Raw genomic sequence first — 20,657 nt, 5'->3', positions numbered from 1 at the left:
TCTCGAATGGGAGGGTGACGTGGCTGTAACACGGATACGAGAGAACGGCAGTGTGAATCTACCAAAAGATTTGCGCGCCCTTCTCGAAGAGAGGGGGTGATGGAGCAAGAACAGTTCCAAATCGAAGGCAGGGCAGTTGTGCAGGTCATTTTTACAATCAAGGAGGGGTCGTATGAAAGTTAGAGGGATCAAGCGGATGATGATGGCGGCGGCGTTAGCCGTGGCCACGGCGGTGTCCGGCATGGCCGGACAGGCGCAGGCGTTGGAATTCGGCAACGGGGATCTCGTGTTCGCGCTTTACGGCAACAATACGCAGTATCTCCGGAACTTGGGGCAGGTCTCGAACCTGTTCTCAGGCGGAAATGAAGTGACGGTCAATATCGATCCCACGCACTTTTCCCAGGTCGGTGGGGTCGATCCGGTGAAGTGGGCGCTGTACAGTTTTTCGTATGACGAATCAACCGGCGCCCCAACGCTGTTTCACGCCGGTTCAACGAAAGCGCCGAGCGCCTTTACGGCGACGGAACTCACACAGGTACAGCTCGTCAACAGCTGGAATCCTGCCGCCGTGCAATCCGGGCTCATGTCCGGCGATGGCAATGTCGGAGTGCACATTCTCCCTGCGTCCCATCCGAATTCGTTCACGAACACGTTTGCGACCGATGGGCGGTTGGCGGGCGGATGGCCGGTGAGCATGGAAGGAACGCTCGGGTCCACCTTGCATCTGTTGGAGGGCATCTATGACACGAATGCCATCTCCCAAATCGGCACCGCAGTTTTGGCGCTCAACGGATCGACGATGACCCTCACGGCGCCGATTCCTGTTCCCGCCGCGGTCATCCTCTTTGGAAGCGGCATGATCGGCATCGTCGGCATTGCCCGGCGCAAGCTGTTCCAGGCCTAAACCGTCGCTGTTCGACGGACAAGAACAGGGCGTGGCGGGTGTTCTTTTGTCGGCGAGATGACGCACCCGCGCCTTTCGACATGTACGACTGGTATTTCATTCTATTTTGGAGGATTGACACATGAAACAAGCAAGTAAGAATATGGCCGCAGTGGCGCTGGGGATCGGCTCGATCCTTGGAATGGCCTTGTCGGCTGAAGCCCAAACGGTCATCAACATGGGCGGCGCCTCCGCGGGCACTCCGTTCGCGACAGAAGTGCCCCTGAATATGTGTGCTTCGTCCCCGCTCCCGGTACATTATGTGAACGGTCCGATGGGCAGTCCCATCATCACCACCGGCAAGTTGCACACTTGGACCTGCACCCGGGGCGGGTCGTCCATTATCATCCGCTACTCGGCCACCGGTTCCAGCGACGGAGTGAAGAAGCTGCAACAGCCCGAAGCCAATGCCCTTTCGAATATGAACTACCTCGATCACGCAAGCCTGACCGGCTGCACAGGACCGGTTCTGAAGACCCGTCCCTCGGACGGCAAGCAATACAACGAATATACCGGCTGCACCGGCGGCCCGGTTCAGTTGCCCGTCAATGTCGGCTGGTCGGATGTCGGGGGCAGCTCCTTCGGTCAGGTCGGTCCCGTCACGACCATCGTCAAGCCGCTCGATGACAGCCAGCTCTTGAGCGTGCAGGCCGCTATTGTGCCCTTCTCCTTTGTTGTGGGGAATGGGGTGCAGAAGGTTTCAGGCGGAACGGTTCAGGGGAAGGTGACCAGCCTGTCTCATTATCAGGTGGAAGCCCTACTGAGCCGGCAGTTGACCGACTGGCGGCAGTTAGGTCTCGGTACGGCTCCGGTCAATCCCGACGGTTCGCCTGCCGCGGTCGGCACGGCGGCCGACGGGGTCTCACCGGTGTCGCTCTGCTTGCGGACCGCCGGCTCCGGCACCAAAGCAGCGCTCGATCAGACCGTGATGGTGACGGCCACGGAAACACCGTCCGGCTCAACCGTGTTGACGAATGCGGCCGATGGCGTGTACTTCGGACAGAGCAATCAAGACGTTGCCGATTGCATCGTGGGCAACACGGGCGCAGGCCGTCCGGCTCATACGAAAGCGTTCGGGTATATGGAAGCTGACCAGGCGTTCACTCTGGTGGACAGCCCGGCTGTCGGAGTCGCCAAGGGCTACGAAGTGCGCATGGACGGGTTTAAGGCCAGAGACCTTTCGTTGGCCAACCCAAAGGAGAATCTCGTGTGCGGCAAGTTGAAGTATTGGGTCGGAGAGCGCATCAACACCCGCAACCCTGCTTCGGCTGATCCTGCCACCAATACGCTGATCCTCGATTTGATAGCCAACGCCTCAGATCCGGCGACGATCAGCATTCTCCCTGCGGGCGCCTTCTGGACGGCTCCGGGGACGATGAACGTGTTCAAGAACGCGGATAAGGGCCCGGTGAACTTCAAGACGGCTCCGTTGCCGAGCACCTGCATCAACTAGCCGCAATATAGGAGGCCCGGGCGCGATCGCGCCCGGGCCTCTCCCGCCAACTGCGCAGCAAGCTGCGCGAGGAAGAGAGAAGAAGTATGACTCGACTACGAGCTATCATCATGGGCCTGATGGTTGCCATGGTTCTGTGGCTGGCTGCCCTGCCGGCGCAGGCGTCGTCGATCACCTATGCCCTCGATTATATCTTCAGCCCAGCGACCGGCTCCGTAGCGCCGCTGGGAACCGTCACCATAACGGACCTCGGTACCGCTGTGAAGTTCGATGTTCAGAACCAGGCGGGCGTGGGGACAAAGCTCGATTCGTTGTATTTCAACTTCGCCCAAGGGGCGATCAATCCCGATCAGCTTGCATTTTCCAATGTAAGCGTCAATTCTTCTACATACACTACGCTTTTGGCCCCCACGACCGGCGCCACAGTCAACGGGCTGAAAGCCGATGGTGACGGGTATTTCGACGGCAAGATCCAGTTTTCCGGGAACAATTTCCTGGGCCATAACCAGACGCTGTCCTTCCAGTTGAGCGCGGTCAGTCAAAATCTAGGCGCCGAAGATTTTCATTTCTTCTCGCTTCCCGGTGGCGGATCGGGGAGCTACATCATGGCGTCACACATCCAAAACATGCCGTCTACCGGAGACTCGCTTTGGGTCGGCACGGTGGCGCCGGTGCCGCTTCCCGGCGCGCTGCTGTTCTTCGGCAGCGGCCTGATCGGGATGTTGGGTTTCCGTAAGACCCGCCAAGTGGGTTTGCCGGGATGCGCCTAACGGCGGCTTGTTGCGAAATGCCACGTAGGACGGATTCAGAAGGGTCCGCTCATCTGGAAGACCGGCGCCCATCCCCCGAGCCGGGAAGTCATTTCGGTATGTCATAGGCGTGCGGCCCGGCGGTCATCTGTCCGGGCCGCACCCGGTGCCAGGATAAGAAACAGGTGTCTTCCGGTCCACTCGGGAGAACTGTCGATGGGCTCGTTTGCTGCATTTCCTGTTTGAGTAGCAAGGCGGAACGAACTTCTAAGCGGGGAGCCACAAGGTCCCCAGAGAGATAGGATGGAGTTATGAACTCACGGTTATTGATGGTCCTCATCGCTATGGGCCTATGGTTGACGGGGCTCTGTGTCAGCCCGCTTGCCATGGCCGTCGCGCTCGATTTCAACATCAGCGCGCCTACGTCAGGCACTATATCCTATGGCAGCGGGACCGGCACGTTGATCGGCGGCAGCATCGAGGTCGATAATGTGGTCGGCCTCCTCACCCCGGTGAATGCGAACGTCACGTCCACCTGTTTGAGCTGTACGCTGAACTTCACATCGGGCGCGCTGAGCGGCTCGGGCGGCTCGAATCCAAACAATAGCGGCTGGTGGAGATTCGGATCAGGCGGGTCGATTACCATCACCGGTGGCGTCCAGTTGCAAGGTGGAACCGACATCTCGTTGGGATCGACCTTGCTGACCGGCAGTTTCAACAGTGCGTTCGTCCAGGATCTTGGAGTGCAGGGGTTCAAGGTCACGTTCGGGTCGTTCAGCGATACCAAGCATCCCGATCTTCTTTTGTATTATGGACTCACCCCGGGAACGCCATTTGAGGGCGCCCTCACGCTCCTGTTCGGGTCACTGAATGGCGGAGTCGGCAGCGAGTTTACCAGTACGAGCGTGTTTAGCGGCAATGTTGTGAACGCGCCCGTGCCGCTTCCCGGCGCGCTGTTGCTGTTCGGCAGCGGCCTGATGGGGATGTTGGGCATCCGCAATAGACTGCATCTTCTCTAGCAGGCTGCGGATGAGACTAGGCTGATGTCAAGGTTGGGGTTGAGCAAAGGCCCGACTTTTTGTCCTCAGCCTCAGCCGTAACCTTCCATTAACGCTGGCGGACTTTTTCAGCGTCCTGCTGATCTCCCGGGCCACGATCGGCCCGCTCACCCCGGCCCCCGTCGCAGTGATCCTGTGGCGGGGGCCGGGGTCTTTTTCGACCACTCGCTCAGCTAAATTTCCTCCCAGACACGATCACCCTTGACCGAAAGAATGTTCCCCACGCTAGCCTGTCTCGCTTAGAACGCTGCCATCCCCTTGAGGCGGGCCGGCGGATGGGGCTGCTGGAACACATCGTGCTTGGGGTTGACCGGACGGACGAAGGTAGTCATAGCCGCTCTCCGCTGAGCACTATTGCTCAGCGCGCTTGTTGACATTCAGTCACGCTCTCAATTAGGCACGCGGGTGTTCGCGCCGCTGATAAAATCTTGATTAAAAGTTAATCAAATACGGATCAAAAGTTTACACGGATGTTATTCACGGCTCCCACAATGGGTTTGCCGGGATTCTCTTAACAGCGGCTAGTTACGAAATGCAACGTAGAACGGATTCATCGAAGCGCATCGGTTCATTTTCACATTCACACCGGGATGAACTCACCGAGTTCGTCTCACAACAAAAGGAGTTCGCGATGAAAGGTTTACTCGCAATGACGGTGGCGGTGGTGGCAACGGCGGCGATGTCGCTCGTGGGGCTGGAGGGCCGCGCCCACGCAGTCTCGATCGGCCAATTGGAATTCACCTCGGGGGCGGTGAATTGGACCGGCGCAAATGGCCGCACGCTCGACCGGTTGTTCGACCGTGACGGGGTCATCAAGATGGGATCGTTTCAGTCGATGACGGAGATCGTGGATCCGATCACGAAGCAATGCACCACCTATTCGCTCTTCACCAGCGGCATGACCGGCGCCCCGGCGCCCTCCGCCACGATCAACGGGTCGTCGCTGAGCGTCGATCTCTCCTCGCTGTTCTTCGGCTGGAGCCGCGGGAGCGAGGTGCGCGCCTGGAACATCGGCGGTCTCGCCCAGGGCTTGTTCAACCCTGAGACCTCGGAATTCAGCCTCTCCTGGAGTCATCTCTTTGAGCGCGGCGCGTTCAAGGGCGAGCGCGGCTGGTCGCACAAGGGCGGAGACGACCGGAACGCCACGTTCTTCCTGCAGGGCAAGGCCGTCGGACTGACCCCCGCGCCAGTGCCGGTTCCTGCCGCGTTCCTGTTGTTTGCCAGTGGAGCGATGGGCGTCAGTGTTTTGGCCTGGAAGAAGCGCGGTGAGCTGGCAGTCTAGCAGGACGCTGAAAAAGTCCGCCAGCGGCGTTCAGCGCACCGTGAAACGTGAGGCGTGAAACGTGAAGCGAGCAGAAAAGTGATGCTGTTCACTATCGGGAGGAGCGTACAGCGCTCCTCCCGGCCCTTTCAGGACGTGGGTTCCTGACGAGTCGATCCGAGCAGGTAATTCGCAGAGCGTTGACAATCTCGATAACGGCCCTGGTGAGGAAGTCTCGCTGAGATCACGGACAGGATCCGCATGGCCCGCAGGCTGTTCAGAAAGGCCATCCCGTCCGTCATTCGTGAAGCGTCGTTCGTCTCTCGTTGTAGGATCGGGAGAGGCATGCTCGCGAGATGCGCTTCACGAGGAACGCTTCACGGATGACGAGATTGCTGCTGGCTGACTTTGGCAACAGCCTGTCAGGGGTTGCTGGGGACAGGAGAGGAAGGCTTGAAGCAGAATTGCCGATCGTTCGGACCTCCCGCCGCAGACCACAGAGAGACCGCGCGTCCCACTTCAGCCCTGATCCTGAGGCAGACCCACTCGGCGTCGATGTCTGTCGCGTACCAGAAGGAGGTTAGCCTCGGGGGTAAGACTGCCAGAGTGGTCCAGCGGGGATCGACGGATCCAGTAACCTCAATCCGGTAGGTGGCGACGGACTGAGCATCGGCTTTGTCCCACGAGATTTTGAAGCCCCGAGATGCGGACTCAAGACGCACCGATGCCGGTTCATATAGGATGGTCGACGCGAGAATCGGCTGGGCAATCGTCGGAAGTTCAGCCGGTCGCATGCAGAATTGGCGGTCGGTTGGTCCACCGGCCTGTGCCCAGGGTGAGACGAGCGAACCTCGTTCCGCCCGGACTCTGTAGCAGACCCACTCTGCGCCGGCGATCTGAAAATAGGAGAATGTCGGGACCCCCGGAGGGTGCACGACGCCTGTAGTCCAGGCGGGCTTCAGCGAGCTGGATAGTTCAATGCGGTGCGAGGCTGGAGGCACATTGGGATCGTTCCAGATAAAACTGATCCCTAGCCCGCTGCTCACCAGGCGGGCCGCCGTGGGTTCAAGAATTTCTGCCGGCAGCACCGGATCGGGCCATCCGACGATTTCAAAGGGGACGGCCTGCGCCGGCGCGCTCTCGTTCCCGCTGTGATCGTAGGCCGTGACCGTGCCGAACCACTGGCCGTTTGCGGTGGCGTCGCCTTCCGAACAGCGAAAGGCGGTGCGCAGGCCCACGTCTCTCATCCGGGTGAGCTGGTTGGGATTCCGTCCCATATAGACCCGGTAGCCGGCCAGATCCGGTTCTGGACTCGCATTCCAGGACAGCGCACAGTCCCGATAGGCGACCGGGCCCGCCGCATCGGCTTGGTCATTGAAGCCTGCGCAGCACGCGAGCAGGCCGCAGACCATCAGGATATATCGCAGAGTCGAGTAGGGTCCGGTCTTCATATGTTTCGTCTCCGTACAGCCGGTGTTCATGTGTTTCGTCTCCGTACGGCCGGTGTGCAACGTGGGTGTCGCCGGTTACAGCCGGCAGCGAGTCCCTGTAAACAAATCGTTACAAAATCAATGTGGGCCGCATCTGCCAATGGATTCGGCCGTCAAGCTCCTTGCCATTGACTTCTCTTAGCCCGAGCCGGCAGTCCAAAATGTGTAGGGCGGTGAAGGGTGTCACCCACAGGCCATCTCTGTGCCGGTCCAGTGGCTGCTTGTCCGCATAGCGACCGGGGATTTCTCTCGATCTCAGGATCATGTCGGATTCATTCTCGAGAAATAGCCGAAGGCTCAGCCCTTCAAATTGAGGCGCGGTGGCCCTCCCGCGGGGGGCTTGAAGCACGTCCCGTGCCGACTCAAGGCAAGCTGGCTTCTCGATCAATCGGAAAGTTCGCTTATCTGCAACCAGGCCTTAACGCATCCGTAACAGCGGCAGCGTAGGGTTTTAATCATTTACCTTCGATCAGTTCCGGTGAAGGAAGGCGTTCCATGCTCGTCGCATTTGTTCTCTTGATTGTGGCCCTGCTGGCAAAGGATGCGACGCCGCTTGGAGACCGGTTCGTTCTCCGGGCCTTGTCGGAAGGGACGGCGTTAGCCGTCGGCGGAGGATGGCTCGCTCTATCCGGCGGACGCATCTTCAACCGTTGGCACCTGGTGCTGGGTCTCTATTTCACCGCTCTGGTATTTGCCATCCCCCAAGCCATGAGTCCGTTATTTGTCTCCTTACAAATTCTTGCGCTGGCGGCCATCCTCTTATTCGCGCTGGCCTTTCTGGATGCAGCGAAACTCGACCCTCGACAACCCCTCCTTGTGGCCCGGACGATGCTCATCGCGCTGACAGTGGTGTGCCTGGTCAGTCTTCTGCTGCGGCTGTGGCTCCCGGCCCTTACTTTTGAACAGACGTTCGAGGGGCCTCGATTCCGTGGGCTTTTCAGCAAACCCGCGATGATGGGCGCAGCTTCTGGACTCCTGCTCGGACTCTGCCTGTTTGTCCCGTGGCATTGGAGCATACGTGTAATCGGTATCGCCGCAAGTCTTCCCTGTCTCTTTCTGACCGGTTCACGAACGTTCTGGGTTGCGGCCACTGTCAGCCTGGGCGCGGCGGGGATTCGGTATGTGCGTTGGCGCCGGACGTTCGTGCCGATAGCCGCTACGCTGATTGTGACGGTACTCTGTCTGGGAATCGTGATCGGCACACAAATGACTCCGGCGCAAGGAGCAAAGATTTTCAGACAGGACTCGATTGAAAATCTGTCCGGACGGACGGCGATGTGGGCGCAGGCGCTTCAACGGTACTGGGAGCATCCATGGTTGGGCTACGGGTTCACGGCCGGCGGGGTGGTGCTCGATGAAAGCGGTTGGAGGGGGGCAGGGGGCGCATCGTCCAACTCGCCGTCGCAGGGAGCGATCACCCTCCACAATGGATATGTGCAGGCGCTCTTGGATTCAGGGGGGATCGGCGCGGCGTTGTATGTGGCGGTGATTCTCTCCGCGCTGCTGTGTTTTCTCCGGTACGACGGCGCGAAACAATATGCCGCCGAGTTCTATTGCCTCCTCTTTCTGGCGATTGCCAACCTTGGCGAAACAGTGATCTTTGGAGCAGCGGTGCTGCACGGGGTGTGGTTTTGGTATGTCACGGTCCTGGCGCTCACGCTTCCTTCCCTCGCGCCCCAAGCCCCTTTGCCCAAGCGCGCAGACCCCGTGAGGCGAGAGGCCACACGAGAAGCGGAGGCAGGGTGGGTTCTCACGGCGGGAGTGCCGGAGCCCAGGCGCTTTCCGCTGGTGCAGTCGAGGGAGACCCGGTTATGAGCAGGTTCGTGATCGTGCTATGGCTCGCGTTCATGGCGGCTGCGGCTCCCACGTGTGCGAATGCCCAACCGCCGCAAGGAACCGCGGGAGGACCGATGGCCGGGAAGCGCGCGATTCTGGATGAAACGTTTCAATTCTGGACGACCCGCGAGGCTGCCGATCGTACTTTGAGTCGCATCAAAGAGGCCGGATTCAATGTGTATATTCCGGTCGTGTGGTATGGAGCAGGCACGACGTGGCCTTCCCGACTGGCTCCCTGGGATCCCGCGCTGAAGACACAGGCGGCATCGGGTTTTGATCCGCTTCGCTATGTGATCGAGAAGGCGCATGCGCTGGGGATCGAGGTGCATCCCTGGTTCACGGTCGTGTTGCGCCGGTCCGACCTTTTCCCGGAGTTTGCGTTGCAGGGGGTCCTGGAGGGCGGCAAGCTCGGCATCTTCGATGTGCACAATCCCCGGTTCCGCGCGTGGATTACGGACCTGATCGTCGAGGTCGTGAGCAACTATGATGTCGACGGCGTCAACCTCGATTATATCCGTGCGATGGGGATGTGTAATACGACCGCGTGCGGGGCCGAGTATCACGCTCGGTATCAGCGAGACCTCGAGAAAGATGCGTTGTTGTTTCGTGTGGCCCCTCGAATGGTTCCATCGCTGATCGAGTATCAAGAATCGGCCGTCACCGGCCTGGTCCGGAAGATCGCGGAGGCGGTCCGGGCCGTAAAGCCACGCGCGGTCATCAGCGCCGATGCCTATCCGGACCTGACGGATTATCTCAACGGACAGAACAGTGTGGACTGGATGAATCGCGGGTATATCGACGTACTGTTCCGCATGGACTATGACAAGTCCATCAATGGTATCGCCACAGAGGCTGTCCGGTCGCGCCTCAAGAATCCCGACCGGCTGACGATGATCGCCGGCAACTATGACCTCGTTCAAGAAGGCGCGTTGCCGCGGTCGGGACGATGGCTCGTAGACACGCTGCAGGGGATCGCGTCCCGCTGGCCTCAATCCGGTGTGGCCCTCTATCTCTACAATCAACTGTCCGATGAACAGGTGGAGGCCTTGAAGTTTTTCGACCGGCGCAGACCGGCCAATGATATGGCGGCGCCGAGGGATGTTCAAACCCGCTGAGGCCATCGAAGGGATGTCGAGGATGCTGACGATGCTGCACATAGTTGAAGTCTTGACGCCCTTCGGAGGCGTGCCTGTCAAGTTGCTCCGTCTCGCGAAAGAGATCGATCCGGAGCGGGGACGGCTGATTTTCACCGTGCTTCAGCCGGGCTCGCTTGATGGCGCCATCAGCCGCTTGGGCTCAAGCGTCCGACAGGTCTGCTCGGTTTCGCCGGTGCGCATTGTTCGAGCGCTCGATCGGGCGATTGAGGAAGAGCGGCCGGATGTGGTGTGTTCTCATCACACACGTGGATTGATCACGGGCTACCTTGCAGCCAAGCGGCGCGGCCTCCCCCTCATCCATCATGAGCACAGCAGCGCGCACTATCGTCAGGGTATTGGACGGCTTGCGGCCCAGGCTATCATGCCCCGGGTCGACCGGGTCATTTGCAATTCCCTCTATACCCTGCGGTCGATTCAGGCGGCCTATCCCGGCATTGCCGGCCGGCTCTGCCATCTCCATGACCCTGTGGTGGAACGCCCGGCGGCCACGCCTGCGCAGGGGGTTCGGGAGGAACTCGGGCTGAGTGCGACCGATCTGGTCATCGGGCATATCGGCGGGCTTATTCCGGAGCGCGATCAGGCGACGTTGATTCGGGCAGTCGATCGGTTGAGGCGATTCGACCCCCGCGTCAAGCTGGTGCTGGTCGGCGACGGACCGGAGCGTGCGCGTCTCGAGGCGCTCGTGCACGAGCTGCATTTGGACGGGCTGGTGCGCTTCACCGGGTATCGGGATCCCGGGGATCTGCTGGGTGTGATGGATATCTATGTCAATCCCTGTGTTGATGAAGGATTCGGGATTGCGGTCGTTGAGGCTATGCTCGCGGGGCTTCCTGTTGTGATTGCCGATGCAGGCTCCCATCCCGAGTTGATCATCGACGAAGAGTGCGGATTCTTATATGAGCCGGGCAATCCGGAGGCACTCGCAGCCAGGCTTCAATGGCTGATCGACCACCCGGTCGATGCCAGGGGGATGGGTGCGCGCGCGCGGCTGCATGCGCAACAACAGTTTTCCCCCGGTCGATTCATGACCGGCTATTTCAATGCGATGCAACCGGTTGTCGGTTGTTTCGATCCTATACTCCAATGAATCTTCCTGCGCTCCAGCAAAAGCTGTTTCATGGATCGATGGCAGGCCTGGTGCGGGTCGCCTTGGCGATCCCGGTCTATCTGGTGCTCACGCCGGCGGTTCTTCACGCTTTGGGTCCGGAGCAGTTCGGCATCTGGGCGTTCAGCACGCTCGTCATCAGTTTGATGAACGTCACGGACTTCGGCCTCAAGGATAGCCTGGTCTACCACGTTGCGAAGCATAATGAGGAGCCGGACGAAGCCCGACAGTGTTTCTCTATCACGCTCTGGAGCTATATCGCCATTGCGCTGTTACTGGTGATCGGCACAGCGGCGTGGGGAGCGAAGGCGTTTCCAGTTCTGCTCAATGTCCCGGCGTCTCTGCGGGAGGCTGCCATATTTGTCTTGTGGGTGACGATCGCCGGTTTGGTCTGGCGCCTTCTCGCGTTGCCGTATCAGGCGGTTGTCGAAGGGTATCAGGAGCTCTTCCGGTCTCAACTGATCTTTCTGGTCTGGTTGGGCGTGCATTTTGCCACGACGCTTATCGCGCTCGCCGTGGATCCAACAGTGTACGGGCTCGGATGGGCAGGCCTCTGCGGAAATATGTTTATTTTTGGAGCGTTCTTCTGGACGGTACGGAGCCGGTTCCCGCATATCACCCTCCGCTGGTACGGATTGTTCAACGGGTCTGTGCGTTCCATAGCTGGATTCGGTTTGGGGATACAGATCGCTTCCATCTGCATCGCGATGCGAGAACCGGTTTACAAGGTCCTGATTGCGCGATCCTCCGATCTGGCATCGGTGGCGAGCTTCGAAATTGCCTACAAGCTCTGTACGCAACTTATGTCGGTCATGACGATTCCGCTCCTCGGTCTCTTCGGCGCTGCGGCCTTGCTGTCGGGACGGCAGCAGGATCTCACCACCCTGTTGCGTCCGTTGCTCGGCTGGACCCTTGGGGGGCTGTTGCCCGGCGCGATCGGCGTCGCCGTATTCGCTGAGCCGCTGATGCAGCGCTGGTTAGGACGGGACGATCTTGCCGTCGGCCTTGTCCTTCCGGTGATGTGTGCCGGGTTCGCCGTGTACTACGCCACTGAGGCGCTCTATAAGACAATAGAAGGATCCGGGCGGTCCTGGTACAGCGCCGTCATTCAGGGCGCAGTATTGACGCTCCAAGTAGCCACTTTTTGGCTATTCTCCTCTCACGGGCTCGCCCTTGCCGCCTGGTCTCTCACCGTGGGATTTGTGGTGTTTTCAATTTTGAATATCATTGTCTTTCGGACCACATGTGCGCGCATCCGACTCTTTACGAGGACACAGTGGATCCTGCTGATCTTGCCGTCGGTTATCTATGCCGCGTGCAAGTGGGTGTTTCCTCATTTCCCTGAACCGGTGCTTTTCGGAGGGTATCTGCTGGTCCATTTGGGCGGTCTGGCAGCCTCTGGAGTTGTCGATCTCGATTTGTTCCGGACTTACCTGATGCGGAGGCAGCCGGACTCTGGATCGTCGGCAATGTTGTCGAACGGTGGATTGAAATGACGTTGGAGATAGCCGGAAGTCAATTATGGCAGGCCAAGCTCTTAGATGGAGAATTGGTCGGATCGCGGGAAACGAAAGTCGTGATGAGAAATACCTCATCTAGTGTGCCGGTCAAGGATCCGACGGTCTCCGGCAGAGACTATTACGAGTCCTTATATCAGAAGCAGGTTGACGCGGAGGCGGAGTGGTTGAGAAGGGGCGCGATTGAAAAGGCTAACTCTATCGAACGACTCTTGAATAATCACGGCATACATCCCACGACACTCATGGAGCTGGGATGCGGGACGGGGGCCGTCATTCGAGAATGTCAGACCCGTGGGCTGGCGCAGCGATATATCGCTGCGGATTATTCAACTGACGCGCTCCAATACCTTCAGGATTCCACCACGAATATCGAAACCATATGCACGGACATCACGATTCCTGGAACGCTGCCTCGACAGGTTGACGTCGTCATTGTCAGCCATGTCCTTGAACACCTGGAAGCGCCGGCTGTTTTCCTTCAAGCCTTGCGCCACATTGAGTTTTCTTATCTGATTGCGGAAGTCCCGTTAGAAGATCTGTATGCGGGCAGGCTCAAGTCATGGATCTGGGATCGTACCCGGAATATAAGCGGACACGTCCAGTTCTTTAACGCGCCGTCCTTTAGGCGCTTGCTCGCCGGCAACGGCCTCAGCGTGATTGCCGAACGGACGTACGTGCCGATCCTTGATCGAGACACCATCAAGTTTGTGTCTGAGAAAAATTCCGCCAATAGGCTACAGCGCATGAGGATGACGATCACAAATTACTATCTGCCAAGCCTACTCGAGTCTCTTTGGGCCAAATTCTACTATGCGCATCATGCCGTTCTGTGCAACAAGAGCGCATGAGTGCTGCTGATGACTAACGAGTTGACGAACAGAGGGACGATATGAAGCTTGCAATCGTCACGAATATTCTGACGCCCTATCGTATCCCGCTGTTTGCGGCGATGGCCGGGCAGGTGGACCGGCTGACGGTTCTCTTGATGGCCGAACGGGAGGAAAATCGTCAATGGGAGCTGGGGTCGATCCCGTTCGCGGTGCAGATGCTGCCCGGATTCCACATTCGTCCTCGCCGGGCCGATGTCTCGATTCATCTCAATTACGGGGTGATTCGGGCGCTTAGGCGGCTGAATCCTGACGTGGTGTTGAGCGGAGGATTTGCCGCGGCGAATGTGGCCGCCTTCGTCTACTGCCGGCTCTTTCGAAAGAAGTATGTGGCCTGGACGCATCTGACTCTGCAGGACGGCGCCGAGTCGTCTCGCGTCCGGCGGTGGATCAGGCATCTCGTGATCGGGTCGGCCCATGGATCGATAGCGGAATCTTCGGTGGCGCGCGACGCGTTTGTGCACTACGGGGCTCCGCCACGCCGTGTCTTGCGGGCCGTCATGCCGCTCGATGTGACGGGGATTCATGAACGAACGGACGTCGTGCGGCGGAGCCCCGGCTATCAGGCCTTCCGTAGCCGCTACCCCGGTGTGGTCCTGCTGTCTATCGGCCAGCTCATTTCCCGGAAAGGCTGTCGGGAAATGCTGGAGATCTTTCGCCAGGTCGCGCTGGTTCGTCCGGACGTCAGTCTGGTGATTCTCGGCGATGGGCCGGAACGGGCTGCGTTGGAACGGATGGTTGATGAACAGCGCATCCCGCATGTCTTTTTCGAAGGGTACGTGCAGGCCGAAGATCTGCCGCAATACCTCGCCTGCGCGGACCTGTTTGTGTTTCATACCTTGTACGATGCGTTCGGACTGGTGCTCAGCGAAGCTATGGCCGCAGAACTGCCGGTCGTATCGTCCGTGCATGCCGCCGCCACGCGCGACCTGGTCAAAGAGGGAGTGACGGGGTTTTCTATCGACCCGCATGACGCGGGAGCGTCGTCTGCGACGATTCTGACACTACTTGGGCTGTCTCGAGAAGAGCGCATCAGCATGGGACGCGCCGGATACGAACATGTGCGGGCGTTCGACGCTGTGCCTTCTGCCGCCCGCATCGTGGGATTCATGCGAAGCATCACGGAGCAATCCGATCGGTTCCCATTGGTAGAAGGCCGGGAGGGAAATCTGTGATTGAACCAGGGGCGACATGTCTGACAAGCCGAAGCTGCTGATCATCGGTCCGACCCCGCCTCCCTATCACGGTGTGGCGGTGGCGATTCGGACCCTGCTCGATTCGAAACTGACGGAGTCGTTCGATGTGAGCCATCTGGACCTGGCCGACCGGCGGGGCATCGGGCATGTCAACAATCCGGATTGGCACGACGTCGTGTTATTTGTGCGGCAATGGTTCCGTCTCTGGCGTCTGCTGCTGGCCCGCCGTCCGCAGGTTGTCTACCTTGTGCTCTCGCAAACCACGCTGGGTTTTATCCGGGATAGTCTGCTCATCTGGCCTGCGGTGCTGACGGGAGCCAAGATCGTGGCGCATCTGCATGGCGGGGCCTTGCGCGACTGGTACGAGTCCAGCTGGGCCCCGATCCGCCTCTATGCCCGCGCGGTGTTGGGTACTGTCGCCAAGATGATCGTGCTAGGGGAGACGTTCCGCGGGATGTTTGCCGGCCTCATTCCGGACGAGCGGATCGCGGTCGTGCCGAACGGCGTCGAGCTGTCGTGTGATGAGCCGAGACGGAATCCGCCGAGCGGGACCAGGCCCTGGCGCATTCTGCATCTCAATACGCTCAACCGCATGAAAGGCACGCTGATACTCCTGGCGGCGCTTCCGACCGTGCTCAGGCATCGCCGTGACGTCGCCTTCATCTTCGCCGGAAGCTGGTCGCATGAGCTCCATCGGCAGACGGCGGAATGGTACATCGGTCAACACCGGTTGGAGCCCTATATCACGTTTGTCGGAGAGGTAACCGGGTTGGCGAAAGACGCGGTGCTACAGTCCTCCGACATCTTTGTTTTTCCAGGAATCCAGCAGGAGGGCCAGCCGATGGTGGTGCTGGAAGCGATGGCCGCCGGCCTGCCGATTATTTATACGAATCAAGGCTGTCTCAGGGAAACGGTCGTCAACGGGGAATGCGGCGTCGAAGCCTATACGAACGACCCCTATGACCTGGCCTTGCGCATTTGCGCGTTGCTGGACCACGCCGAGGACCAACGGCAGTTCGGACGAAATGCCCGCCGCCGTTGCGAATCGCACTTCAGCAAGGATCGGCATATCGAACGAATGATCCAAACGTTTCAAGAGGTTCTGGAGGACGCGTCGCCGAACCGCCGCCCCTCCCTCAGTGCTTCCCGGCCGCGTTAGCCGGTTGCTCCACCGCTTGTTTCCCTCCACCGCGGGACTGCCGGTCTGGTGCGGCTGCGCAGTCCTCTCCATCCCCGATCCGTTGATGAATAATTTAACGTTTTGTTAACGGAGTCTTGAGCCCTCTGTGGCATCGGATCTTGCAGAGGTCGCTACACTCCCCCCGCTGCCAAAGGGCGATCATCAGCGCGAGGCATGGGGCGGCCAGGTTGGACCCGGGAGGCGTCATGAAGAAGGCATTGATCACGGGAATTACAGGGCAGGATGGATCGTATCTTGCCGAACTCTTGTTGGCGAAGGGCTATGAGGTATACGGGATCATTCGCCGATCCAGTTCTTTCAATACTGCTCGCATCGACCAGATTTATGAAGATCCGCATCTCCCCGAGGCGCGGTTGCGCCTGGTCTATGGAGACCTCAACGACGCGAGTTCCTTAAATAAGGTGCTGCGCCGTGTCCAGCCCGATGAAATTTATAATCTGGGGGCGCAAAGCCATGTGCGCGTGAGTTTCGATATCCCGGAATACACCAGTGAGGTCACGGGTCTCGGAACCTTACGGCTATTGGAGGCGGTTCGTGAAACCGGACTCCGGCCAAGATTCTATCAAGCCTCTTCCAGCGAGATGTTCGGCAAGGTTCAGGAAATCCCCCAGCGCGAAACCACGCCCTTCTATCCCCGGAGCCCCTATGGCGTGGCCAAGCTCTATGCGCATTGGATGACCGTAAACTACCGCGAGGCGTACGGGATGTTCGCCTGCAACGGGATCCTGTTCAATCACGAGTCGCCGCGCCGCGGGGAAACATTCGTCAGCCGGAAAATCACCAAGTCGGCCGCGCGCATCAAGCTCGGCCTGCAACACGAACTGTTTCTGGGCAACCTCGACGCGAAGCGCGATTGGGGATTTGCCGGTGACTACGTAGAGGCCATGTGGATGATGCTGCAGGCCGATCGCCCCGATGATTATGTCGTCGCGACCGGAGAAACCCATTCCGTGCGGGAGTTGCTGGATGTGGCCTTCGGTGTCCTCGATTTGGATTGGACGCAGTACGTGAAGATCGATCCTCGCTATTACCGTCCGACCGAAGTGGATCTGCTGATCGGCGATGCGAGCAAAGTAGCCCGCGATTTGGGGTGGCGGCCTACGATGTCTTTCCATGACCTGGTCCGGACGATGGTGCGGGCCGACATGGACGCGGAACAGCAGCGCCTCACCGGTGTCCAGGCAAAGGCGGAGTTATGCACTTCTGGAGAGATCAAAGGGTTGTGGTAACGGGCGGCGCCGGCTTTCTGGGCTCTTACGTTGTGGAGAAGCTGAGAGAGCGCGGATGTCGAGCGATCGTGGTGCCGAGGAGCCGGGACTATGACCTGGTTACAATGGATGCCGTCGAACGGCTGTATGATGACGCCCGCCCTGATCTGGTCCTTCATCTAGCGGCTCGTGTCGGGGGGATCGGCGCCAATCAGGCCTGCGCCGGGCAATTTTTCTACGACAATCTGATGATGGGCGCGCAATTGATGGAAGTCGGACGGCGCCGCGGCCTCAAGAAATTCGTGGCGCTCGGCACGATCTGCGCGTACCCGAAGCATGCGCCCATTCCCTTTCAAGAAGCGGCGCTCTGGGACGGTTATCCGGAGGAGACCAATGCTCCTTATGGGCTCGCAAAGAAGATGCTCCTGGTTCAAGCGCAAGCCTATCGTACCCAGTACGGGTTCAATGCGATCGTGCTCTTCCCTGTGAATCTGTACGGCCCCAGGGACAATTTCCATCTCGAAACGTCTCACGTCATTCCTGCGCTCATCCGCAAGTGCACCGAAGCCCAAGAGCAGGGCGCGACCGCCGTGACGATCTGGGGAGACGGGACGCCCACTCGTGAATTCCTGTACGTCGAGGATGCGGCAGAGGGCATCCTGGCGGCGGCGGAACAGTATGATCAAAGCGAACCGGTCAATCTGGGGAGCGGGCTGGAAATCTCGATCCGGGATCTGGCTATGCTGGTTGCTCAGAAAGTCGGCTATTCCGGGGAGTTTGTCTGGGATGAGCGCAAGCCCAACGGGCAGCCCCGCCGGTGCGTCGACGTCTCCAAAGCCGCAGAGTTGTTCCACTTCCGGGCGCAACAGTCCCTGCCGGAAGGCATTGAAAAAACGGTGTCCTGGTTTCAGGCACACCGGGAATCGCTTCGGGAAGTCGTCTACTGACCCGGCCTTATCCGGCCAGTCTGGTGCCCCCCCCTGCCGGATTCAGTCCTCTCAACCGCAACTCCCGAGCTCCCCACAGTTTAACGATTCGTTAACACAAACTTGAGCTAGGCGTGGCCTGTCGATCGGGCGGACTCGCTAGACTTGGCCTCCCATGGATCCGGCGTCGTGCGTATCACAAGGAGGTCTGCGATGGCTTCAGCGACGATTGAGCAAGAGCAAGCGAGTCGATTTTCCCAAGTGCCCATTCTCGGGCTTCCCGTCCACATGATTCAAATTCCTGACGTCGTATCGGTGATGACGCATTGGGTCACCCACGAGCGTTTCCGCCCTCATTGGGTCGTGGTGGCCGACATGCACGCGGTCGTCGAAGCGCACAACCGGGCCGACTTCCGGCGCATGGTCCGGCAGGCGGACCTGACCGTTCCTGACGGCATCTCCCTGGTGAAAGTCGCGCAGTGGAAGGGCGGCGCCGTGCGGTCCCGCGTCGCCGGCACCGACTTGATGAAAGCCTTTTTTTTCGGCACCCAGGGCTTGGGATTCCGGCATTACTTTTACGGCGATACCGATCTGACCCTTGAGCGCCTTGCGGGCAATCTGACGCAGCAGTACCCCGGGCTGACGGTTGCCGGAGCCTATTCGCCGCCGTTCCGTCCGTTGACGGAAGAGGAAGACGAAGCCGTCATCCGGCGCATCAATGAGGCGAAGCCGGATGTGTTGTGGGTCGGGCTCGGGCTCCCCAAGCAAGAGCAGTGGATCTACACCCATCGTGACCGGTTGAATGTTCCGCTGGTGCTCGGGGTCGGGGCCGCATTCAAGTTTCTGGCGGGGACGGTGCAGCGCGCGCCCGATTGGGTCGGCGACATGGGATTCGAGTGGTTGTGGCGGTTTGCCTGCGAACCGCGCCGGCTGTGGAGACGTGTGTTGATCGAAGGGACGCAGTTCGTCGGATTGGTCGCGCTGGAACTGGCCGGCTGGAGAGATTTTTCTTGAGGGACGATGGGACAGCAGCACGAAATGGAATTCTCCGGAGTGACGTCCATGCCGACTAGTGGAATGGTCTTAACCGAAGTCAGCGCTCCCGGACTTCCTCGTCGCCGGCCGATCATGCTCTGGGGGGCGGCCTTGGCTGTCGTCGTGCTGATCGGCATCGCCTATGCCGAGAGTCTGGCGTATTTGGTGACGCAGTGGATGGAGGATGATAACTTCAGCCACGGGTTCTTCGTGCCGGTCATCACGGTGGCTCTCATCTGGTTACGCCGTGAACAGGTTGTGGCGGCGGGCATGGTCCCGTCCTGGTGGGGCCTCGGTCCGGCCGTGCTCGGGCTCGCGCTCTACCTCGTTGGTGAACTCGCTACTATTTATTTTCTTCAGCATCTCTCCTTGTGGCTGGTGATCGTCGGGTTGGCTCTGGCGGTCGCAGGCCCGCGCGCGACCCGTGAGATGGCGTTTCCCCTCGGGTATCTCCTGACCATGATTCCCCCGCCGCAGATGCTGTTACAGAGTCTATCTTCTTCCCTGCAACTCATGTCGTCGACACTGGGCGTCGGTTTTCTTCAACTGATCGGAGTGACGGCCTTCCGCGAAGGCAACGTCATCGACCTCGGCCCGATCCAGTTGCAAGTCGTCGAAGCCTGCAGCGGTTTGCGCTACCTGATTCCGTTGATCGCCCTGACCTTGTTGAGCGCGTACCTATTCCAGAGTCGCCTATGGAAGCGGGTGGTGCTGGTCGCTTCGGCGATCCCCTTAGCCGTGCTCTTGAACGGTCTCCGGATCGGATTGATCGGGGTTCTCGTCGATAGATTCGGCCACGGAGCGGCTGAAGGGTTTATGCACGCGTTCGAGGGCTGGGTCCTCTTCGTCTTGAGTCTGGCGATACTCGGCGCGGAAATGTGGCTCCTGGAGCAGGTCGGCGTTAGATCTGCGCCCGACGTCGCTCGGCCTGCGGCGCGCCCGGGAGCGGCGTTGTCTTCCGGTCCCGCCGCGGTTGTCGTGAGCGGCCCAATATTCGCCTGCATCGGACTCCTGGCCGTGACGACGTCGATGTCGTTTCATGCCGCCGGGCGCGACCACGCACCCCCTCCGCGCCAGAATTTTGTCGATTTTCCCATGCATGTGGCCGGATGGCAGGGCGAACCGATGGTGATGGAGCGACAGTATGTGGATGTGTTGCGTTTCGACGACTACCTGCTGGCCAACTATCAAGGCCCCGGTGGCCCGATCAATGTCTATGCTGCGTACTATCGTTCCCAGGAAAAAGGGCGCGCGACGCATTCTCCGAAGACCTGTATTCCCGGCGGCGGCTGGGAAATCACGTCGCTCGATGAAGTGGTCGTGCCCGGTGACGTCCTGGCAGGGAGCGGGTTTCGCGCCAACCGGGTGATGATCCAGAAGGGCGAGCAGAAACAAGTCGTGCTCTATTGGTTCAAGCAGCGCCACCGGGTGGTGACGAGCGAATACCTGGTGAAGTTCTTCCTGTTCATGGATGCGCTGACGATGAAACGGACGGACGGGGCCCTGATCCGGTTAGTGGCCGCGGTGCAGCCCGGCGAATCGGAGGGAGCGGCGGATCACCGGGTCATGCAGATGGCGGCGGCCGTCCAGCCGTTACTGTCCGCCTATGTGCCCGATTGATGAGGTCATGAG

The 20,657-nt window shown here is 59.6% G+C and carries 17 protein-coding genes; 16 read left to right on the top strand and 1 reads right to left on the bottom strand.

What is annotated here, in order from left to right; all coding sequences use genetic code 11:
* The first annotated feature begins 172 nt into the window (after window positions 1-172).
* The 5 genes from Q7U39_03375 to Q7U39_03355 all read left to right on the top strand — a co-directional run bounded on the left by Q7U39_03375 (window position 173) and on the right by Q7U39_03355 (window position 5,485).
* On the top strand, window positions 173-904 hold the full coding sequence (locus tag Q7U39_03375) for a hypothetical protein (GenBank protein ID MDO9116971.1): 732 nt from the start codon (window positions 173-175) through the stop codon (window positions 902-904).
* Window positions 905-1,025: 121 nt separating this feature from the next.
* Window positions 1,026-2,396: a hypothetical protein gene (locus Q7U39_03370; protein ID MDO9116970.1), complete on the top strand. Its 1,371-nt coding sequence runs from the start codon at window positions 1,026-1,028 to the stop codon at window positions 2,394-2,396.
* Window positions 2,397-2,506: 110 nt separating this feature from the next.
* Window positions 2,507-3,166: a hypothetical protein gene (locus Q7U39_03365; protein MDO9116969.1), complete on the top strand. Its 660-nt coding sequence runs from the start codon at window positions 2,507-2,509 to the stop codon at window positions 3,164-3,166.
* Between the two features lie 290 nt (window positions 3,167-3,456).
* Window positions 3,457-4,164 carry a hypothetical protein gene (locus tag Q7U39_03360; GenBank protein ID MDO9116968.1) on the top strand — a complete coding sequence of 236 codons (708 nt, stop codon included), beginning with the start codon at window positions 3,457-3,459 and terminating at the stop codon, window positions 4,162-4,164.
* A 670-nt stretch (window positions 4,165-4,834) separates the two neighbouring features.
* Window positions 4,835-5,485, top strand: coding sequence for a hypothetical protein (locus Q7U39_03355; protein MDO9116967.1), 651 nt, complete (start codon window positions 4,835-4,837; stop codon window positions 5,483-5,485).
* Between the two features lie 401 nt (window positions 5,486-5,886).
* Here the strand turns inward: Q7U39_03355 and Q7U39_03350 are convergent, their stop codons facing one another.
* Window positions 5,887-6,945, bottom strand: coding sequence for a hypothetical protein (locus Q7U39_03350; protein ID MDO9116966.1), 1,059 nt, complete (start codon window positions 6,943-6,945; stop codon window positions 5,887-5,889).
* 504 nt (window positions 6,946-7,449) lie between these two features.
* Here Q7U39_03350 and Q7U39_03345 point away from each other — a divergent pair.
* The 11 genes from Q7U39_03345 (at window position 7,450) to xrtD (ending at window position 20,645) form a co-directional block, all read left to right on the top strand.
* Window positions 7,450-8,769 carry an O-antigen ligase family protein gene (locus tag Q7U39_03345; protein MDO9116965.1) on the top strand — a complete coding sequence of 440 codons (1,320 nt, stop codon included), beginning with the start codon at window positions 7,450-7,452 and terminating at the stop codon, window positions 8,767-8,769.
* Entirely contained in the window at window positions 8,766-9,905 is a 1,140-nt protein-coding gene (locus Q7U39_03340) for a family 10 glycosylhydrolase (protein MDO9116964.1), read from the top strand. The genes Q7U39_03345 and Q7U39_03340 overlap by 4 nt, the downstream gene beginning before the upstream one ends.
* A 31-nt stretch (window positions 9,906-9,936) precedes the next feature.
* Window positions 9,937-11,034 carry a glycosyltransferase family 4 protein gene (locus tag Q7U39_03335; protein ID MDO9116963.1) on the top strand — a complete coding sequence of 366 codons (1,098 nt, stop codon included), beginning with the start codon at window positions 9,937-9,939 and terminating at the stop codon, window positions 11,032-11,034.
* Window positions 11,031-12,548 (top strand): lipopolysaccharide biosynthesis protein, encoded by a 1,518-nt coding sequence (locus Q7U39_03330; protein ID MDO9116962.1) that lies wholly within the window; start codon window positions 11,031-11,033, stop codon window positions 12,546-12,548. Before Q7U39_03335 ends, Q7U39_03330 begins: the two co-directional genes overlap by 4 nt.
* Window positions 12,545-13,420 carry a class I SAM-dependent methyltransferase gene (locus Q7U39_03325; protein ID MDO9116961.1) on the top strand — a complete coding sequence of 292 codons (876 nt, stop codon included), beginning with the start codon at window positions 12,545-12,547 and terminating at the stop codon, window positions 13,418-13,420. Before Q7U39_03330 ends, Q7U39_03325 begins: the two co-directional genes overlap by 4 nt.
* 41 nt (window positions 13,421-13,461) lie before the next feature.
* Window positions 13,462-14,634, top strand: coding sequence for a glycosyltransferase family 4 protein (locus Q7U39_03320; GenBank protein ID MDO9116960.1), 1,173 nt, complete (start codon window positions 13,462-13,464; stop codon window positions 14,632-14,634).
* Window positions 14,635-14,650: 16 nt separating this feature from the next.
* The gene (locus Q7U39_03315) at window positions 14,651-15,814 is read left to right on the top strand and encodes a glycosyltransferase family 4 protein (GenBank protein ID MDO9116959.1); all 1,164 of its coding nucleotides are present in this window, start codon (window positions 14,651-14,653) and stop codon (window positions 15,812-15,814) included.
* 227 nt (window positions 15,815-16,041) lie between these two features.
* Complete coding sequence (gene gmd / locus Q7U39_03310) at window positions 16,042-17,085, top strand: GDP-mannose 4,6-dehydratase (GenBank protein ID MDO9116958.1); 1,044 nt, start codon at window positions 16,042-16,044, stop codon at window positions 17,083-17,085.
* On the top strand, window positions 17,079-18,011 hold the full coding sequence (locus Q7U39_03305) for a GDP-L-fucose synthase (protein ID MDO9116957.1): 933 nt from the start codon (window positions 17,079-17,081) through the stop codon (window positions 18,009-18,011). The genes gmd and Q7U39_03305 overlap by 7 nt, the downstream gene beginning before the upstream one ends.
* A 192-nt stretch (window positions 18,012-18,203) precedes the next feature.
* The gene (locus Q7U39_03300; GenBank protein MDO9116956.1) at window positions 18,204-19,004 is read left to right on the top strand and encodes a WecB/TagA/CpsF family glycosyltransferase; all 801 of its coding nucleotides are present in this window, start codon (window positions 18,204-18,206) and stop codon (window positions 19,002-19,004) included.
* 48 nt (window positions 19,005-19,052) lie between these two features.
* Window positions 19,053-20,645 (top strand): VPLPA-CTERM-specific exosortase XrtD, encoded by a 1,593-nt coding sequence (gene xrtD / locus Q7U39_03295; protein MDO9116955.1) that lies wholly within the window; start codon window positions 19,053-19,055, stop codon window positions 20,643-20,645.
* Window positions 20,646-20,657: the final 12 nt, after the last annotated feature.

The organism is Nitrospira sp. (assembly GCA_030653545.1).
Lineage (GTDB): Bacteria > Nitrospirota > Nitrospiria > Nitrospirales > Nitrospiraceae > Nitrospira_D.
This window is presented reverse-complemented; position numbering and strand designations above follow the sequence as displayed.

Coding starts and splice junctions, on each gene's coding strand:
- Q7U39_03325 (MDO9116961.1), top strand. CDS start 12,545: ATGACGTTGGAGATAGCCGGAAGTCAATTATGGCAGGCCAAGCTCTTA.
- Q7U39_03315 (MDO9116959.1), top strand. CDS start 14,651: ATGTCTGACAAGCCGAAGCTGCTGATCATCGGTCCGACCCCGCCTCCC.
- Q7U39_03320 (MDO9116960.1), top strand. CDS start 13,462: ATGAAGCTTGCAATCGTCACGAATATTCTGACGCCCTATCGTATCCCG.
- Q7U39_03335 (MDO9116963.1), top strand. CDS start 9,937: ATGCTGCACATAGTTGAAGTCTTGACGCCCTTCGGAGGCGTGCCTGTC.
- Q7U39_03365 (MDO9116969.1), top strand. CDS start 2,507: ATGGGCCTGATGGTTGCCATGGTTCTGTGGCTGGCTGCCCTGCCGGCG.
- Q7U39_03370 (MDO9116970.1), top strand. CDS start 1,026: ATGAAACAAGCAAGTAAGAATATGGCCGCAGTGGCGCTGGGGATCGGC.
- Q7U39_03345 (MDO9116965.1), top strand. CDS start 7,450: ATGCTCGTCGCATTTGTTCTCTTGATTGTGGCCCTGCTGGCAAAGGAT.
- Q7U39_03375 (MDO9116971.1), top strand. CDS start 173: ATGAAAGTTAGAGGGATCAAGCGGATGATGATGGCGGCGGCGTTAGCC.
- Q7U39_03340 (MDO9116964.1), top strand. CDS start 8,766: ATGAGCAGGTTCGTGATCGTGCTATGGCTCGCGTTCATGGCGGCTGCG.
- xrtD (MDO9116955.1), top strand. CDS start 19,053: ATGCCGACTAGTGGAATGGTCTTAACCGAAGTCAGCGCTCCCGGACTT.
- Q7U39_03330 (MDO9116962.1), top strand. CDS start 11,031: ATGAATCTTCCTGCGCTCCAGCAAAAGCTGTTTCATGGATCGATGGCA.
- gmd (MDO9116958.1), top strand. CDS start 16,042: ATGAAGAAGGCATTGATCACGGGAATTACAGGGCAGGATGGATCGTAT.
- Q7U39_03350 (MDO9116966.1), bottom strand. CDS start 6,945: ATGAACACCGGCTGTACGGAGACGAAACATATGAAGACCGGACCCTAC.
- Q7U39_03300 (MDO9116956.1), top strand. CDS start 18,204: ATGGCTTCAGCGACGATTGAGCAAGAGCAAGCGAGTCGATTTTCCCAA.
- Q7U39_03355 (MDO9116967.1), top strand. CDS start 4,835: ATGAAAGGTTTACTCGCAATGACGGTGGCGGTGGTGGCAACGGCGGCG.
- Q7U39_03360 (MDO9116968.1), top strand. CDS start 3,457: ATGAACTCACGGTTATTGATGGTCCTCATCGCTATGGGCCTATGGTTG.